Below are 16,874 nucleotides of genomic sequence, written 5' to 3'. Positions count from 1 at the left end.
CCAAGCGACGAACACGAATGTTCGTCGTACTTGTTGGGGCGGGGGCATGATGGGCGTTTGGCGCGGCTGGGTATTTCCGATCATCCGGATGGTGATTTTCGCGGCGATCGCGGCAGCACTGGTGAAGGTTGCGTTCTTCCCGGACGTGCAGCAGGTCGTCGACCCGACCTTCCCAACCGCCGAGATAGTCGAACCACAGGTCGCGGTCGCCGTCGGCACCGTCCGCAACGACGTGACGTTGCAGGGTTCTGTCGCCGCGGATGCCGCGGTGCCGGCCAAGGCGAACCTCGCCGGTGAGGTGCGCAAGGTGCTCGTCACCGCAGGTCAGTGGGTCGACGCCGGAGCGGACATCGCCATCATCTGGCAGGACGTCCCACGTGAGGACGGCACAACGTGGAAAAAGGAGTCGAAGGTCACCGCACCGGTCGCCGGCGCGCTGTCGTCGCTCACGGTCATGCCAAGCCAGCTCGTGAGCGTCGGCGAAGACCTCGCCAAGGTGGCGCCACCGACCTTCCATGTGACCGCGACTCTCGCGCCCGAACAGCAGTACAAGCTGCTCGCACAACCCACCGAGGCGGAAGTCACCATAGTCGGTGGGCCCGCGCCATTCACGTGCACCGGGCTCACCATCTCGTCTCCCTTGGAGGGCTCGGGTGAGCAGGGCGGCGGCACGACGCTCCGCTGCGCGATCCCCGCTGACGTTCGTGTGTTCCCAGGCCTCTCGGCCACCCTGACGATCGCGGGCGGCATCGCCGAGAACGTGCTCACCGTGCCGACGACCGCGGTGGAAGGGATCGCCGACACTGGCAACGTCTACTTCGTCCTGGCGGACGGCACCACAGAGACCCGCACCGTCATCCTCGGGCTGAACGACGGAATGAGCGTCGAGATCAAGGAGGGGCTCGCGGAGGGCGACATGATCCTGCAGTTCGTGCCGGGGGCGCCAGCCGACCCCGGATTCCCGGGCATGCCGGGAATGCCGGGCTTCGGGGAAGACTGCATCGTGCATCCGGACGGCTCGATGGAGTGCTTCAGCGTCGGGATGGGCGGATGACCATCCTCCGTCTGGAGGCGGTGACGAGGACGGTGGCGCTTCCGGATGGCTCGCCGCTGCACATCCTGCGGGGCATCGACCTGGGCGTCGCGGTCGGCGATCACGTGTCCATCGTCGGGCGGAGCGGGTCCGGCAAGTCGACGCTGCTCAACCTGCTCGGTCTGCTCGACAGCCCGACATCGGGGGAGATCTTCTTCGAGGACCGCCCACTGTCCGCTCTGCGCTCAGGAGCACGCGATCGGGCGCGGGGCCGCGACATCGGCTTCATCTTCCAGCAGTTCAACCTGCTCGCGGGGCGCACTGCGCTCGAGAATGTGATGACGCCGCTGCTCTACGCGTCCGGCAGGAAGTTCTGGCAGCGCCGAAAGCTCGCTCTCGAGATGCTGGACCGCGTCGGTCTGGCCGAGCGTGCCAACTCGATGCCGGAGCAGCTCTCCGGTGGCGAGCAGCAGCGGGTGGCCATCGCCCGAGCGCTCGTTCGCGGCCCGCGGCTGATCCTCGCCGACGAGCCGACTGGCGCACTCGACATCGAGACCGGCGCGAGCGTGATGCAGCTGCTCGACTCGGTTGCGCAGCAGACCGGTGCAGCGCTGATCACCATCACGCACGACGCCAACGTTGCGGCGCTCGCCGACCGTCACTACCGGCTGGACCGCGGCGTACTTGCCCCCGTCGACGTCCGACGCGTCATCGCCCTCGCGGAACCGGAAGTCGCGCTGTGAGCGGGTTCGCGTCCGGGCTGGTCGGCGCATTCAGCGAAGCGTGGGCCGAGGTGCGCATCCACAAGACCCGCGTGCTGATGAGCCTCATCGGCGTCGCCGTGGCGGTCGCCGCGCTGACCAGCGTGGTTGGACTCGGCTCGATCGCCGAACAGGCGATGATCGAGACCTATGAACGTCAATCGGGCCGGCCTGCGACACTCATCGTCAACGTGTGGGGCACCGGGGAGGTGCCGCCCGACGCGCTGGCGGTGAGCGCGGCCTTCGATACCGTCGTCGACCGGTACCAGATCGAGTACGCGGGGGCGTTCACCCACAGCAGCCAGACCGTCCAGTTCGTCGACGGGGCCATGCCCGTGACGACCATGGGGGTCGAGGTCGGCTACGGAACACTACACCGCGTGGTCATGACCAATGGGCGTTGGTTCGTCGAGGCGGATGAGCAGCGGCTCGCGCCCGCGCTGGTCGTGAATGAGGCGTTCTACGCACGGATGGGATGGCCGGAGCTCAGTGGCCACCCGACGGTCACGCTGCTCGGTGACACGAAAACCGCTGCAGTCGTAGTCGGAGTGATCCCGGAGAAATGGGAGGGTGAGGAGCCGGTAATGCACATGCTCAATTCGGCATACCTGCGAATCACGCCTCCATCCGTCGTCGCGTGGTCCCCTCCGATGCTGGAAGCGTGGGTTCCCACCGAACTTTCCGACGAGCTCACCTTCCGCATCAAGCGCGACATAGCTGGAGCATTGGGTGAGGGCGTCAACGTGGATGTGAGCCGTCAGGACTATCAGGCGTGGGGAGGAACGATGGACCCGTTCGGCCCGTTCAAGCTCATCGTCACCGGGGTATCCATTCTGGTGCTGCTGCTCGGTGCCCTCGGCTTGGTGAACATCTCGATGGTGACGGTCAAGCAGCGGATCCGGGAGATCGGCATCCGGCGCAGCTTCGGCGCCACCGCCGGGCGGGTGTTCTTCGCGGTCATGATGGAGAGCGTCGTCGCGTCGGCCGTTGCCGGAGTCGTCGGCGTGATGATCGCGGTGCTGGTGATCCAAAGCGATCTGGTACAGAGCTGGATCACTTCGGGCTTCCCGGTGGATTTGCCGCCGTTCCCCGTGGAAGCGGCGATCATCGGCATCGGTGCGGCGACCCTGGTCGGCGCGCTCGCCGGATTGCTGCCCGCGATCGTGGCCGTTCGTGTCAAGGTGATCAACGCCATCCGGTACTGAACCGGGTCGCTGCCGCCCATTGACGGGGCTCGCAAGTACCGTAGAAAGCATGGCTAACAGCACCAGGTCGACCTCGCGTGCGCGCAGCACGTCGTCGACCGCGCGCGGCCGCAGCACCTCGACGCGCAAGACCCCGGCGAAGACGCCGCCACCGACCCAGCCCGGCCTGTTGTCGAAGGCCTGGATGGGCTTGGCGCATCTCGTCGGCGGCGCTGCGCGCTTCTTCGGCAAGGAGACCCTGTCCAAGGACGAGCTGCGCGACGGCGCCCCGTTCTTCATCTTCCTGCTCGCGATCGCCGGGGCGGTGGTCGAGTGGATCCGGCCCAACGATCCGGTCGCCATCGCGATCGACGCCTATACCTTCGGCGGGCTCTTCGGGCGCCTCGCGTTCGCCCTGCCGGTGATCCTGCTGCTGCTTGCGGTCTGGCTGTTCCGGCATCCGGCATCGGTGCACGACAACGGCCGCATCGGCATCGGGCTCGCGCTGCTCCTCGTCTCGGTCAGCGGCCTGTGTCACGTCTTCGGCGGCCAGCCGGCCTGGGGAGCGGATGCGGAGGTCATCGCCCGCGCCGGCGGCCTGATCGGCATGCTCGTCGGTGGCTCGCTGTCGCTGGTGCTCACCCCGTACGGCGCAGTGCCGGTCATCGGGATCGTGCTCGTGCTCTCCCTCTTCATCATCACGAAGACACCGCCGAACCGGATCGGCCCGCGACTGGGTGAGCTCTACGCCTACCTGTTCGGCGCGGAACTGCCAGAGCCGGCCGCGAAGCCGGAGAAGAAGACGGTCGAGTTCGGCTCGCTCGAAGACCTTGGCCTGGACGGGGCCGACGCCGATTCGCTGCCGTGGTGGCGTCGCACCAAGACGCGGCGCGAGGAGGACCCGGCGTTCGACAGCCCGGTGCTCGTGGGCGGCACCGAAGTCATCGACCACACGCCCAAGGACGACGGCGAAGAATTCGGCATCGAGCTCATCGAGGACCTGCTGAAGGCAGAGGACGCGGTGAAGAAGTTCACCGGCGAGGTCCAACCGGCAGCGACGGGCATCCGCGACGACTCACCGGCCGAAGCCGAGGCGCTGCTGCCCGGTTTCGCCGACACCGCCTCCCAGAAGGGCGCAGCGGGCGAGTTCCAGGACGCACCGGATGCGCCGGATGCGCCGACCGCGCCGTACCGGCTGCCGTCGCCGACCGCTCTGGCCGCGGGCACGCCAGCAAAGGCGCGCACCGGCGCCAACGACGACATCGTCAAGGCCATTACCGAGGTACTGCGCCAGTTCCAGGTGGATGCAACGGTGACGGGGTTCAGCCGCGGACCGACGGTCACGCGCTACGAGATCGAGCTCGGCCCCGGCGTCAAGGTCGAGCGTGTCACCGCGCTCAGCAAGAACCTCTCCTACGCCGTCGCCAGCAATGAGGTGCGCATCCTGTCGCCCATCCCGGGCAAGAGCGCGATCGGTGTCGAGATCCCCAACGCCGACCGCGAGATCGTGTCCCTCGGCGACGTGCTGCGGTCGAAGGCGAGCACCTCGAGCTCGCACCCGATGACCATCGGCGTCGGCAAGGACGTCGAGGGCGGCTTCGTCGTCGCGAACCTCGCCAAGATGCCGCACCTGCTGGTCGCCGGGTCCACCGGCTCAGGCAAGTCCAGCTTCATCAACTCGATGATCACCAGCCTGCTGATGCGCGCGAAGCCGTCTGAGGTGCGCATGGTGCTGATCGATCCCAAGCGCGTCGAGCTCTCGCACTACGCCGGTGTCCCGCACCTCATCACGCCCATCATCACGAACCCGAAGAAGGCCGCTGAGGCGCTGTCCTGGGTCGTCAAGGAGATGGACATGCGGTACGACGACCTGGCCAGCTTCGGCTTCCGCCACATCGACGACTTCAACCGCGCCATCCTGAACGATGAGATCCAGCTGCCGGCAGGCAGCGAGCGCAAGCTCAAGCCGTACCCGTACCTGCTCGTGGTGGTGGACGAGCTCGCCGACCTGATGATGGTCGCGCCGCGAGATGTCGAGGACTCGGTCGTGCGCATCACCCAGCTGGCACGCGCATCCGGCATCCACCTCGTGCTCGCCACCCAGCGGCCGAGCGTCGACGTGGTCACCGGACTGATCAAGGCCAACGTGCCCAGTCGCCTCGCGTTCGCGGTCAGCAGCATGACCGACTCGCGGGTCATCCTGGACCAGCCGGGCGCGGACAAGCTCATCGGCCAGGGCGACGCCCTCTTCCTGCCGATGGGCGCATCCAAGCCGATGCGTGTGCAGGGTGCGTGGGTGAGCGAGAACGAGGTCGCGGAGGTCGTCAAGCACGTCACCGCGCAGGCCCGCCCTGACTACCGGCAGGACATCACCGCCGTCGCGCAGAAGAAGGAGGTCGACGGCGACATCGGCGACGACCTTGAACTGCTGCTCGCCGCCGCTGAACTCGTCGTCAGCACACAGTTCGGCTCCACCTCGATGCTGCAGCGCAAGCTTCGCGTCGGCTTTGCCAAGGCCGGCCGCCTGATGGACCTGCTGGAGTCCCGCGAGATCGTCGGCCCGTCCGAAGGGTCGAAGGCCCGTGACGTGCTCGTCACGCCGGAACAGCTCCCCTCGGTGCTCGCGCGCTTGCGCGGTGACGAACCGGTCGATGACCAGAACGCATCCGGCGGCGGCGGTTACGATGAGGTGGAAGGCGACTCGGACGAGGACGCCTGGCAACTGACCGACAGAGAGTGAAGCAGTGTCCCTGCCCTCCAGCCCTGTGAACGGGGACCGCGAGCGGTCGTTCCCGATGCGCGGACGGGTTGCCCGCAACGGGGATACCCCCGCGAGCACCGGAAACATCGCCAACATCATCACCGTCGTGCGCATCCTGCTGGCACCCGTGTTCGTCTGGATGCTGCTCGTCGACGGCGGCGAGAACGGGCCGTTGCGGTACGCCGCCGCGGCGCTGTTCATCGTCGCGATCGTGACCGACAGCGTCGACGGGCTGCTCGCGCGCAGGCAGAACCTGATCACCGACTTCGGCAAGATCCTCGACCCCATCGCCGACAAGATCCTCATCGGCGGCGCGCTCATCGCGCTGTCGATCCTCGGCGAGCTGTGGTGGTGGGTCACCATCGTGATCCTCGCCCGGGAGCTCGGGATCACCGCGTTCCGGATGGCCGTGGTCCGCCAGGTCGTCATCGCGGCGTCCCCGGCCGGCAAGCTCAAGACCGTGATGCAGGCGGTGGCGGTGTCGTTCTACCTCGTGCCCACCTGGGAGTGGTTCGGCGAGTGGACCCACTGGGTCAACGCCGTGCTGATGGGGATCGCGGTAGTGCTCACCCTGTGGTCGGGCATCGAATACATCGTCAGCGCGGTCAGGCAGAAGAGAGCGCATGGCGCCGTCGACTGAGCCCGGTCCGGACGCTCCGGCGCCGATCACCGCCGCCCTGGTCGCGGAGCTCAGCGCACGGGGCATGACCGTCGCCGTCGCAGAATCGCTCACCGGCGGGCTGGTGACGGCGGAACTGGTTCGCCCGGCCGGCGCCTCTGCCGTGGTCAACGGTTCTGTGGTGGCCTACGCCACCCAGCTGAAGCACACGCTGCTCGGGGTCGACGCTGAACTGCTCGAGCGGGAGGGGCCGGTGCATCCTGAGGTCGCCGAGCAGATGGCGCGCAACGTGCGCGCCATCCTCGCGGTCGACGGCTCGCCCGCCTCGGTCGGCATCGCGACGACCGGAGTCGCCGGTCCGGACCCGCAGGCCGGGCATCCGGTCGGCACCGTCTACCTCGGCCTCTCGATCGGGGACGACACCGTCTCGAAGCGACTCGAGCTCGCCGGCACGCGCGACGAGATCCGGGCACGCGCGGTCAGCGAGGCGGTCGCCTGGCTGAGCGGCACCATCCGCTCGGTGGCGGCGAGGGAATAGCCCGGGTGTCGATCTCGTTACAACTGGTGATTCACAAACGTCATTCAGTGACCACCGTTTAGAGTTTGAAGACGGTTGGATGTAGAGTTCAACATCCACTCGACGTAAGAGCTCAGCAGACAGGGAAGAGGAGGGGTCCAATGGTTCTGGTTCGTCAAGAAATCGGTGACGTGCTGCGGGACTTCCGTCTGCAGAAGGGACGCACCCTTCGTCAGGTCGCGAGCAAGGCGTCCGTCGCGCTGGGCTATCTCAGCGAGGTCGAGCGTGGACAGAAGGAGGCCAGCTCCGAGATTCTCGCATCAGTGGCTGATGCGCTCGACACGCCCATCTCGGTGATCATGCGCGAAGTCGGAGACCGCCTTGCGGTAATCGAAGGTCTCGACGTCATCCCGGACACGGTTCCCGACGACCTCGTCGCGAACTTCGACGCGGATCTCGCGGTCCGCTGATTCCACACACGTTGAACGCCCCGGCTTGCGTCCGGGGCGTTCGCTTTCTGACGCGAAGGGCGCGGCGGTGAGGTTGAGCGAGTTCCGTCGAGCCGTCGCCGAGGAATTCGGCGAGGGCTACGGCAGCACGTTGCTGCGCGATCTGGTGCTCGTCGAGTTCGGGGACCACACTGCCGAGCAGGCACTCGCCGCGGGCCAGCCGCCGCGCGAGGTCTGGATCGCGCTGTGCAAGGCGACGGACGTGCCGCCGAACCGCTGGTACGGCGCGGGCAGGCAGCCCGCCAAGTCCTGATGGTCGGCGCGTGCTCGGGGCCAGTTCGAGATTCGCCTTCCGACACGCCGAAAATGGTTCGAACATCGATTCGGATATGACTAGGCTCCTACACAGCAGCACTCGAAAACGTGGCACTCACAACGGGCGGCGGGCGACAGTCGAATGTCACCGGTCGGGCGTAGCGTAGCGATCGTTGGAGATATGCAGCCAACTGCCTTGTCGCGGTACTCACGAAGCCTTGCATCATCGGCTCGTGGGGGGAACGGCAGCCTATAGGCGCACCGAGTACGAGTCCTAAGGAGTTCCAAATGCCATCAGCAGCGGATCGTGAAAAGTCGCTGGAAACCGCCCTCGCCCAGATCGACCGCCAGTTCGGCAAGGGCTCCGTCATGCGTCTGGGCAGCGATGAGCGCGCGCCTGTCGCGGTGATCCCGACGGGGTCGATCGCCCTTGACGTCGCACTCGGCATCGGCGGGTTGCCTCGCGGCCGGATCGTCGAGATCTACGGCCCTGAGTCCTCGGGTAAGACGACGCTCACGCTGCATGCGATCGCCAACGCGCAGCGCGCCGGCGGCATCGCGGCGTTCATCGACGCGGAGCACGCGCTCGACCCGGAGTACGCCAAGTCGCTCGGCGTCGACATCGACTCCCTGCTCGTGTCGCAGCCCGATACGGGTGAGCAGGCGCTCGAGATCGCCGACATGCTCGTGCGAAGCGGATCCATCGACCTCATCGTCATCGACTCGGTCGCAGCACTCGTGCCCCGCGCTGAGATCGAGGGCGAGATGGGCGACTCACACGTCGGCCTGCAGGCGCGGCTCATGTCGCAGGCGCTGCGCAAGCTCACCGGTGGCCTCAACTCGACCAACACCACGATGATCTTCATCAACCAGTTGCGCGAGAAGATCGGTGTCTTCTTCGGAAGCCCTGAGACCACCGCCGGCGGTAAGGCGCTGAAGTTCTACGCCTCGGTGCGTCTCGACATCCGGCGCATCGAGACCCTGAAGGAAGGGTCTGACGCGGTCGGCAACCGCACGCGCGTCAAGGTCGTCAAGAACAAGATGGCGCCGCCGTTCAAGCAGGCCGAGTTCGACATCCTGTACGGCACCGGTATCTCTCGCGAGGGAAGCCTGATCGACTTCGGTGTCGAGCACGGCATCGTCAAGAAGTCCGGCGCCTGGTACACCTACGAAGGCGACCAGCTCGGTCAGGGCAAGGAGAACTCACGCCGGTTCCTGATCGAGAACCCCAAGATCGCCGCCGAGATCGAGACCAAGATCATGGTCAAGCTCGGCATCGGCGCCGAGGCGAAAGCCGCTGCAGCAGCGGCCGCAGCCGAGAACAACGTCGACTCGATCGCCGACAAGCTCGCGACCCGCAAGGCGGCTGGCGAATAGCCGCCAGAGCCGAGCTAAGGGGCTGACGACATGACATCCGACGAGCGGCTCGCACCGGTCACCTACCTGCCGGGAGCCGAGCCCTCGTCGGACGTCGCCGCCTCGGATCCGACTTCCGACGCCAGGCCGCACACGGCCGAGAGTCTCGAGGAGCAGGCACGCGAGGCCGAGAAGATCAGCATGCGCGGTCTCACCCGCCGCGGCCTCTCGCGTGTCGAGCTGGGCGACCAGCTGGCCAAGCACGGCATCGACATCTGCGCCGTCGAGATCGAGCTGGACCGGCTGGAGTCGGTCGGCCTGATCGACGACAGGGCACTGGCGGAGACGCTAGTCCGCACGCTGCGCGAGCGCAAAGGTCTCGGCAGGCAGGCGCTCACCGCCGAGTTGCGGCGGCGCGGCATCGACGACGAGTTCATCCTGGAGGCGCTGGAGGAGCTCGACGACGACGATGAGCAGGAGCGCGCCAACGAACTCGCGGCCAAGCGCGCCCGCCAGCTCGGCAGCCTCGACCGGGAGACGGCGGTGCGCCGTCTCAGCGGGTTCCTGATGCGCAAAGGCTACTCGGGCGACGTTGTGCGCCACGCGGTGGACCGTGCCCTCGCCGCACCCTCCGCGTCGGGTCCGCGCTTCCGCTGACCGGCGACGCTAACCCGGCCGGGCCTACCACCGAGGGGTCGCAAAGGGTCCTTCCCCTCCGCAAGAAGGCCGCTTTCTGACCCCTCGGGTGTGCCGGGCAGGTGTTGACCGCCCAGGTGGTCGCGCCCGCCGTGACCGGATTAGGCTTGAGGCCTCATGAGCGCCACCACCACGACCGAGCGCCCGCGCACCTACGAGGTGCGCACCTACGGGTGCCAGATGAACGTTCACGACTCCGAGCGACTCAGCGGCTCGCTCGAGGCCGCCGGTTACGTGCGTGCCGACGACGGACAGGCCGACGTCGTGGTGATCAACACGTGCGCGGTCCGCGAGAACGCGGACAACAAGCTGTACGGCAACCTCGGGCACCTCGCATCCGTCAAACGCGAGCACGAGGGCATGCAGATCGCCGTCGGCGGATGTCTGGCGCAGAAGGACAAGTCGGTCATCCTCGAGAAGGCGCCGTGGGTTGATGTCGTCTTCGGCACCCACAACATGGGGTCGCTGCCGGCGCTGCTTGAACGTGCCCGCCACAACGGTGAGGCGCAGTTGGAGATCCTCGAATCGCTCGAGGTGTTCCCGTCCACCCTCCCCACCCGACGGGACTCCACCTACAGCGGTTGGGTTTCCATCTCGGTCGGATGCAACAACACCTGCACCTTCTGCATCGTGCCATCGCTGCGCGGCAAGGAGAAGGATCGTCGCCCCGGCGATATCCTCGCCGAACTGCAGGCACTCGTCGACGATGGCGCCATCGAGGTCACCCTGCTCGGCCAGAACGTCAATTCCTACGGTGTCGAGTTCGGCGACCGGCAGGCGTTCGGCAAGCTGCTGCGGGCCGCGGGAGAGATCGACGGGCTTGAGCGCATCCGCTTCACCAGCCCGCACCCCGCCGCCTTCACCGACGACGTCATCGACGCGATGGCCGAGACGCCCACCGTCATGCCGCAACTGCACATGCCGCTGCAGTCCGGGTCGGACCGGATCCTGCGCGCGATGCGCCGCAGCTACCGGTCGGAGAAGTTCTTGGGCATCCTCGACCGGGTTCGCGCGCGCATCCCGAACGCGGCGATCAGCACCGACATCATCGTCGGGTTCCCCGGCGAGACCGAGGAGGACTTCCAGGACACCCTGCGCGTTGTCGAACAGGCGCGCTTCGCGAGCGCGTTCACCTTCCAGTACTCGATCCGAGAAGGGACACCGGCGGCAACCATGCCCGACCAGGTGCCCAAGGAGGTCGTCCAGGAACGCTACGAACGACTGGTCGCACTGCAGGAGCACATCTCCTGGGAGGAGAACCAGAAGCTGGTCAGCAGCACCGTCGAGGTGCTCGTCGCGACCGGCGAGGGTCGCAAGGACGCCGACACGCACCGGATGAGCGGACGCGCAGAAGATAGTCGACTCGTGCACTTCGACGTCCCGGCCGGCAGCGACGTCCCCCGCCCGGGCGACGTGGTGACGGTCGCCGTCACCCAGGCGGCGCCGTTCTACCTCATCGCCGACTCCGACGGTTCCCCGCTGCGCGTGCGACGCACCCGCGCCGGCGACGCGTGGGACCGCGCCGAGGCCGAGTCCTGCGCGGTGCCCGCGCACGGCGGAACCGCGTCCACAGGCGCAAAGGTCTCTTTGGGCTTGCCAACGCTGCGCGTCGCGACCACACCGATCTACGACCCGGCAGATGGGCAGCGCTGACCCCAGCGGCACGCCGATCATCGCGATCGTCGGCGCGACCGGCACGGGCAAGACGACCCTGTCGCTCGACGTCGCAGAATGGCTGCGCGACACCGGCCGCCCGGCCGAGATCGTCAACGCCGACGCGATGCAGCTCTACCGGGGCATGGACATCGGCACGGCCAAGCTGCCGGAGGGCGAGCGTCGCGGCATCCGTCACCACCTGCTCGACGTCCTCGACGTCACCGAGGAGGCCACGGTCGCGCGCTATCAGCCGGTCGCGCGCGAGCACATTGACGACATCATCGCGCGCGGGGCCGTGCCGATTCTCGTCGGCGGCTCCGGCCTCTACGTCTCCGCGGTGCTGCACGACTTCCGCTTCCCCGGAACGGATGCCGGGATCCGGGCGCGCCTGGAAGCCGAGCTCGACGCGAGCGGTCCGGGCATGCTCTACCAGCGGCTGCGTGCGGTCGACCCTGACGCTGCCGCGTCGATCGGCCCGCACAACGGGCGGCGCATCGTGCGCGCGCTCGAGGTGATCGAACTCACCGGGGAGCCGTTCGGCAGCGGTTTGCCGGCCGATGAGTTCTGGCGACCCACCATCGTCATCGGCGTGCAGGCGCCCCGCGACGAACTCGTCGCCAGGCTGAACGACCGGGTGCAGCGGATGTGGGACGACGGACTGCTCGACGAAGTACGCCGACTGATCCCACTCGGCATCGAGCGGGGAGTCACCGCGAGCCGGGCCATCGGCTACGCGCAGGCGATCGCCGAAGTGCACGGCGAACTAACTCGAACCGAGGCGATCGAGGCCACCGCGGCCCTCACCCGCAAGTACGCGCGCAGACAGGTCAGCTGGTTCCGCCGCTACCGGAGCGCCCACTGGTTCGAGTCCTATGAGGCCTTGGGCGGCGCGCAACTACTATTGCAGGATGCCTGAACTGCTCTTCACGAAAGGCCACGGCACGGGGAACGACTTCGTGTTGTTCGCCGATCCGGATGGCGAGGTCGAACTCAGCACGATCCAGATCGCCGAGCTCTGCGACCGGCACTTCGGCATCGGCGCCGACGGGCTGATCCGGGCCGTGCGCTCTCGCCACATTCCGGATGGCGCCGCCGCGCTTGCCGAGGACGAGGACGCCGAGTGGTTCATGGACTACTACAACGCCGACGGGTCGGTGTCCGAGATGTGCGGCAACGGCATCCGGGTGTTCGCGCGCTTCCTGCTCGAGAACGGCCTGACCACGCTCGAGCACGGCGAGACCCTCTCGATCGGCACGCGCGCCGGCGTGCGCGACCTGCAACGCAACCTCACCGGTTTCCAGGTCGACCTGGGCCGCTGGAAGCTCGACGGCGGTGAGCCGCTGGTCCGCGCGAAAAACCTCAAGGTGGCTCGGCCGGGGCTCGGCATCAACGTCGGCAACCCGCACGTCGTCGTCGCCCTCTCCAGCGAGGAGGAGCTCGAGTCGGCCGACCTCGCGTACATCCCGATCATCGACCCGGAGCCGGTGGCGGGCGCGAACGTCGAGTTCGTCGTGCCCGGCGACCCGCTCGTGCGTGACGGCATCGGACACATCCGGATGCGTGTGCACGAGCGCGGCAGCGGCGAGACGCTGTCCTGCGGCACCGGTGCGGTCGCGGCGGCGCTGGCCACACGCCACTGGGCAGGCGAGAGTGCACCGCATCAGTGGCGCGTCGAGGTCCCCGGCGGCTCGCTCGGGGTCAGGATGTGGCCGGCCGAGGACGGCGAGCACGTCTCGCTGAGCGGCCCGGCCGAGCTGGTCTACACCGGCTCGATCGAGTACTCCGCCTAGCTCACTTGTGGCGGACCCGCAGCACGCGGAAACCCTTGTTGGTCGACGAGCGGATGACGCTGAAGCCGTCCGGGAGCGTAGTCTCCAGCCAGCGCTGCAGCGAGTCCGACCCGAGGTTCCGCGCCACGACCAGCCAGGCATCCGCATCCGCCTCCAGCCTGGGCAGCCAGAACTCGAGCATGTTGTGCAGCTCGCTCTTGCCCACCCGAATCGGGGGGTTGCTGCGGATGGTCATGAATCGCACGTCGGCGGGAACATCCTCGGGCCGTACGGTGTTGACATTGTCGAGGCCGAGGGTCTCGGCGTTGCGTCGGACCAGATCTAGCGCCCGCTCGTTCACATCAACGGCCCACACCGTCGCGCGGGGAGACTCGAGAGCGAGAGTGAGGGCAATCGGACCCCACCCGCAGCCGAGGTCGAGGAAGTGGCCGCCAGGCGGCGCGACCGGACTGTTCGCCAGGAGCACCTGTGTTCCGACGTCGATCCGGTCGGGGGAGAAGATGCCGCCAGCCGTTGTGAGGACTGCCTGGCGCCCCGCCAAAGTGACATGCAGCGGCCGGAGCTGGGGTGCACTTGCCGGACGTGAAGAAAAGTAGTGCTCGTCGGGCATGCAGAGAAACTTACCCGGTGACGAAGAGTTAGGGTTAACCCAATGACTGAACTTGAGCGCAACGACGACGCCGTCGACCGCGTACTCGCGGCAGCCGATTCGCGTGCGGAGCAGTACGCGATCTTCGGATCTCGGGCGCAGGCGCTGCAGTCGGCATCCGTCGACACCGATGCTGACGGCGATCAACTCGACCGCGAGGACCGGCAGGCGCTGCGTCGCGTCGCCGGGCTGTCCACCGAGCTGCAGGATGTCACCGAGGTCGAGTACCGGCAGCTGCGGCTTGAGAATGTCGTGTTGATCGGCGTGTACAGCCAGGGCGCCCTCGCCGACGCGGAGAATTCGATGCGCGAGCTCGCGGCCCTCGCAGAGACCGCCGGCGCGGTTGTGCTCGACGGCCTGCTGCAGCGACGCCCGCACCCGGACCCCAGCACCTACCTCGGCAAGGGCAAGGCTCAGGAACTCGCCGGCGTGGTCGCGGCACTCGGCGCCGACACCGTCGTCGCCGACACCGAGCTGGCACCCAGCCAGCGGCGCGCCCTCGAGGATGTCGTCAAGGTCAAGGTCATCGACCGTACGGCCGTGATCCTCGACATCTTCAGCCAGCACGCGAAGAGCCGCGAGGGCAAGGCTCAGGTCGAGCTCGCGCAGCTCGAGTACCTGCTTCCCCGCCTTCGTGGCTGGGGTGAGTCGATGAGCCGGCAGGCCGGTGGCCAGGTCGGCGCCGGCGTCGGCATGGGTTCCCGCGGTCCAGGTGAGACGAAGATCGAACTCGACCGTCGGCGTATCCACACCCGGATGGCGAAGCTGCGCAAGCAGATCAAGGAGTTCGCGCCCGCACGCGAGGCGAAGCGCGCCAACCGTCAGCGCAACGAGGTGCCGACCGTCGCGATCGCCGGCTACACCAACGCGGGCAAATCGTCGCTGCTGAACCGCATCACGCGAGCCGGACTGCTCGTGCAGAACGCCCTGTTCGCAACACTCGACACCACCGTCCGCAAGTCGGAGACCGAGGACGGCCGCCGGTACACGCTCGTCGACACCGTCGGGTTCGTGCGGAACCTCCCACACGAGTTGGTCGAGGCGTTCCGCTCCACCCTCGAGGAGGTCGCGGGCGCCGACGTCATCGTGCACGTCGTCGACGCATCGCATCCGGACCCAGCCAGCCAGCTCGCGACCGTGCGCGACGTCATCGGCGAGGTGGGCGCGCGGGACATCCCGGAGATCGTCGCGTTCAACAAGGCCGACCTGGTGGATGACGGCACTCGCCTGGTGTTGCGCGGACTGGAACCGAACGCGGTGTTCGTGTCCGCCCGCACCGGTGAGGGCATCGAGGAGCTGCTCGGGGAGATTGCCCGGCTGCTGCCCGCGCCGGACATCGAGGTCGAACTGCTGGTGCCGTACGACCGTGGCGACGTGATCTCGGGTCTGCACGACCACGGTCGGGTGCTGTCCACCGACTACGAAGAGTCCGGCACGCGCGTGCACGCGCTCGTGACCGCGCACTACGCCCCCGAGCTTCGCCGCTGGGCGGTCGTGTCGGCCTGACCCATCGGTGATCGTGCCTCCTCGGTGACCGAGCCTGTCGAGATCCGAGCCTGTCGAGATCCCCTTCAGCCGAGATTCCCACCGAGACTGCGCAAACCGGCATTTTGAGCGCTCAGAATGCCGTTTTCTGCAGTCTCGTGAAGGGGTCGGCGGTCAGACCGCCCGCAGCACCGCCACGACCTTGCCGAGGACCTCTGCCTGGTCGCCCAGGATGGGCGCAAAGGCCGAGTTCCGTGGCAGCAGCCAGGTGTGTCCGTCGCGCTGCTGGAAGACCTTGACAGTGGCCTCATCGTCGAGCATCGCCGCGACGATCTCGCCGTTCTCGGCGTTCTTCTGCTGGCGCACGACAACCCAGTCGCCGTCGCAGATGGCCGCGTCGATCATGGAATCGCCGACAACCTTGAGCATGAAGAGGTCTCCCTTCCCGACTAGCTGGCGGGGGAGCGGGAACACTTCGTCGATCTGCTGGTCCGCGGTGATCGGGATGCCGGCGGCGATGCGTCCGACCAGGGGGACCATCGCGGCGTCTCCGACCGGGATGGTGCTCTCCTCCGGCTGGCTCGGCAGTTCGATGAGCACTTCGAGCGCGCGGGTGCGGTTCGGGTCGCGGCGGAGGTAGCCGCTGAGCTCCAGCTGGTTCAGCTGGTGAGTGACGCTCGACAGTGAGGAGAGACCCACGGCGTCGCCGATCTCACGCATGCTCGGCGGGTAGCCGCGCGTCGCGACCGAGCGCTGGATCACCTCGAGAATCGCGAGCTGCTTCTCGCTGAGGCTCTTGCGGCGTCGGGTACCGGGCTTCGCGCCCGCCTCGCCGCGCCCGTTCTCGATCGCGCTCATAGGGTCCTCCACCCCTCACGCCACATCAATGTCAGTGGCTGCTGATTGTCTGTAGTCCAGACAATCGAAACTGTATCCGCCTCTCGTGACCAAAACAAACATTTCTTCGAGCGTGTTGATAACTCGCCGCGACACACTTCGAAAATTGACTTGATTTCGATCACTATCGAAGATACATTCGGAACAAAGCTTCGTATCCGGCGCTCCCGGCCGAGCGTCGGATACGAGAACCCAGTACGGCGAGATCACTAGAGGAGGAGCACCATGAAGGAGACAGCAATGACCGCAGCGCAGCCCGTGGCCCGACTTCGGCTGACTCGTCGTGGGCGCGCAGTGATCACCGCCCTGGTTGCCGCCCCAGTCGTGATCGCCATCAGCGCGTTCGCGCTCAACGGGGGCGGCGCGGTCGCAGACAGCGAAGGCTCCGCGCATGAGTTCGAGTACACGACGGTGCTCGCCGGGCAGTCCCTGTGGCAACTTGCGGCCGACATCGCGCCGCAAGCCGACCCGGGTGACGTTGTCGCCGACATCCTCAGCCTCAACCGGCTGACCAGCTCCGAGGTGCAAGGCGGTCAGCGCCTGGCCATTCCGGCGGCCTACTCCAACTGACGCTGCCTCCGGCGAATCGCCCGGCGGACGCCTGTAGGGGAGAGGACGGCGGTGTCTCGGCGGACCGCGCCCGTTCCGGACAGGCGCGCCCGGCACACGCGCCGCAGATGTCCGGAGCAGGCGCGTCGCGGCGGGA

The 16,874-nt window shown here is 67.4% G+C and carries 17 protein-coding genes; 15 read left to right on the top strand and 2 right to left on the bottom strand.

What is annotated here, in order from left to right; translation table 11 throughout:
- Positions 1 to 46 precede the first annotated feature (46 nt).
- The 13 genes from IRG63_RS11725 (at position 47) to dapF (ending at position 13,137) form a co-directional block, all read left to right on the top strand.
- A complete protein-coding gene (locus tag IRG63_RS11725) occupies positions 47 to 1,054 on the top strand; it encodes an HlyD family efflux transporter periplasmic adaptor subunit (protein ID WP_193510222.1) in 1,008 nt (335 codons plus the stop codon).
- Positions 1,051 to 1,776 (top strand): ABC transporter ATP-binding protein, encoded by a 726-nt coding sequence (locus IRG63_RS11720; protein WP_168627651.1) that lies wholly within the window; start codon positions 1,051 to 1,053, stop codon positions 1,774 to 1,776. Before IRG63_RS11725 ends, IRG63_RS11720 begins: the two co-directional genes overlap by 4 nt.
- On the top strand, positions 1,773 to 2,999 hold the full coding sequence (locus tag IRG63_RS11715; RefSeq protein ID WP_168627650.1) for an ABC transporter permease: 1,227 nt from the start codon (positions 1,773 to 1,775) through the stop codon (positions 2,997 to 2,999). The genes IRG63_RS11720 and IRG63_RS11715 overlap by 4 nt, the downstream gene beginning before the upstream one ends.
- A 49-nt stretch (positions 3,000 to 3,048) precedes the next feature.
- The gene (locus tag IRG63_RS11710) at positions 3,049 to 5,718 is read left to right on the top strand and encodes a DNA translocase FtsK (RefSeq protein WP_168627649.1); all 2,670 of its coding nucleotides are present in this window, start codon (positions 3,049 to 3,051) and stop codon (positions 5,716 to 5,718) included.
- A gap of 55 nt (positions 5,719 to 5,773) precedes the next feature.
- Positions 5,774 to 6,379 (top strand): CDP-diacylglycerol--glycerol-3-phosphate 3-phosphatidyltransferase, encoded by a 606-nt coding sequence (pgsA, locus tag IRG63_RS11705; protein ID WP_168627770.1) that lies wholly within the window; start codon positions 5,774 to 5,776, stop codon positions 6,377 to 6,379.
- Positions 6,363 to 6,896 (top strand): CinA family protein, encoded by a 534-nt coding sequence (locus IRG63_RS11700; protein WP_193510221.1) that lies wholly within the window; start codon positions 6,363 to 6,365, stop codon positions 6,894 to 6,896. The genes pgsA and IRG63_RS11700 overlap by 17 nt, the downstream gene beginning before the upstream one ends.
- Positions 6,897 to 7,036: 140 nt before the next feature.
- Complete coding sequence (locus IRG63_RS11695) at positions 7,037 to 7,345, top strand: helix-turn-helix domain-containing protein (RefSeq protein ID WP_168627647.1); 309 nt, start codon at positions 7,037 to 7,039, stop codon at positions 7,343 to 7,345.
- A 67-nt stretch (positions 7,346 to 7,412) separates the two neighbouring features.
- Positions 7,413 to 7,637: a DUF3046 domain-containing protein gene (locus IRG63_RS11690; protein ID WP_168627646.1), complete on the top strand. Its 225-nt coding sequence runs from the start codon at positions 7,413 to 7,415 to the stop codon at positions 7,635 to 7,637.
- Between the two features lie 290 nt (positions 7,638 to 7,927).
- Positions 7,928 to 9,016 (top strand): recombinase RecA, encoded by a 1,089-nt coding sequence (recA, locus tag IRG63_RS11685; RefSeq protein ID WP_193510220.1) that lies wholly within the window; start codon positions 7,928 to 7,930, stop codon positions 9,014 to 9,016.
- 30 nt (positions 9,017 to 9,046) lie between these two features.
- Entirely contained in the window at positions 9,047 to 9,652 is a 606-nt protein-coding gene (locus IRG63_RS11680) for a regulatory protein RecX (protein WP_193510219.1), read from the top strand.
- Between the two features lie 156 nt (positions 9,653 to 9,808).
- Positions 9,809 to 11,344, top strand: a complete 1,536-nt coding sequence (miaB, locus tag IRG63_RS11675; RefSeq protein ID WP_168627643.1) for a tRNA (N6-isopentenyl adenosine(37)-C2)-methylthiotransferase MiaB — start codon at positions 9,809 to 9,811, stop codon at positions 11,342 to 11,344.
- Positions 11,331 to 12,263: a tRNA (adenosine(37)-N6)-dimethylallyltransferase MiaA gene (gene miaA / locus IRG63_RS11670; RefSeq protein ID WP_193510218.1), complete on the top strand. Its 933-nt coding sequence runs from the start codon at positions 11,331 to 11,333 to the stop codon at positions 12,261 to 12,263. The genes miaB and miaA overlap by 14 nt, the downstream gene beginning before the upstream one ends.
- Complete coding sequence (gene dapF / locus IRG63_RS11665) at positions 12,256 to 13,137, top strand: diaminopimelate epimerase (protein ID WP_168627641.1); 882 nt, start codon at positions 12,256 to 12,258, stop codon at positions 13,135 to 13,137. The genes miaA and dapF overlap by 8 nt, the downstream gene beginning before the upstream one ends.
- 1 nt (position 13,138) lies before the next feature.
- Here the strand turns inward: dapF and IRG63_RS11660 are convergent, their stop codons facing one another.
- Positions 13,139 to 13,747 (bottom strand): class I SAM-dependent methyltransferase, encoded by a 609-nt coding sequence (locus IRG63_RS11660; protein ID WP_168627640.1) that lies wholly within the window; start codon positions 13,745 to 13,747, stop codon positions 13,139 to 13,141.
- A gap of 42 nt (positions 13,748 to 13,789) precedes the next feature.
- Here IRG63_RS11660 and hflX point away from each other — a divergent pair, with 42 nt between their 5' ends.
- Positions 13,790 to 15,292 (top strand): GTPase HflX, encoded by a 1,503-nt coding sequence (hflX, locus tag IRG63_RS11655; RefSeq protein ID WP_193510217.1) that lies wholly within the window; start codon positions 13,790 to 13,792, stop codon positions 15,290 to 15,292.
- A 153-nt stretch (positions 15,293 to 15,445) separates the two neighbouring features.
- Here hflX and lexA read toward each other — a convergent pair whose 3' ends face one another.
- The gene (gene lexA / locus IRG63_RS11650; RefSeq protein WP_168627638.1) at positions 15,446 to 16,129 is read right to left on the bottom strand and encodes a transcriptional repressor LexA; all 684 of its coding nucleotides are present in this window, start codon (positions 16,127 to 16,129) and stop codon (positions 15,446 to 15,448) included.
- A gap of 264 nt (positions 16,130 to 16,393) precedes the next feature.
- Here lexA and IRG63_RS11645 point away from each other — a divergent pair, with 264 nt between their 5' ends.
- Positions 16,394 to 16,738 (top strand): LysM peptidoglycan-binding domain-containing protein, encoded by a 345-nt coding sequence (locus tag IRG63_RS11645; protein ID WP_193510215.1) that lies wholly within the window; start codon positions 16,394 to 16,396, stop codon positions 16,736 to 16,738.
- Positions 16,739 to 16,874 lie beyond the last annotated feature (136 nt).

The sequence above is a fragment of the Cryobacterium sp. BB736 genome (assembly GCF_014980265.1).
Taxonomy (GTDB): domain Bacteria; phylum Actinomycetota; class Actinomycetes; order Actinomycetales; family Microbacteriaceae; genus Terrimesophilobacter.
The sequence above is the reverse complement of the archived record's forward strand: the minus strand, read 5'-3'. Positions and strand labels throughout refer to the sequence as shown.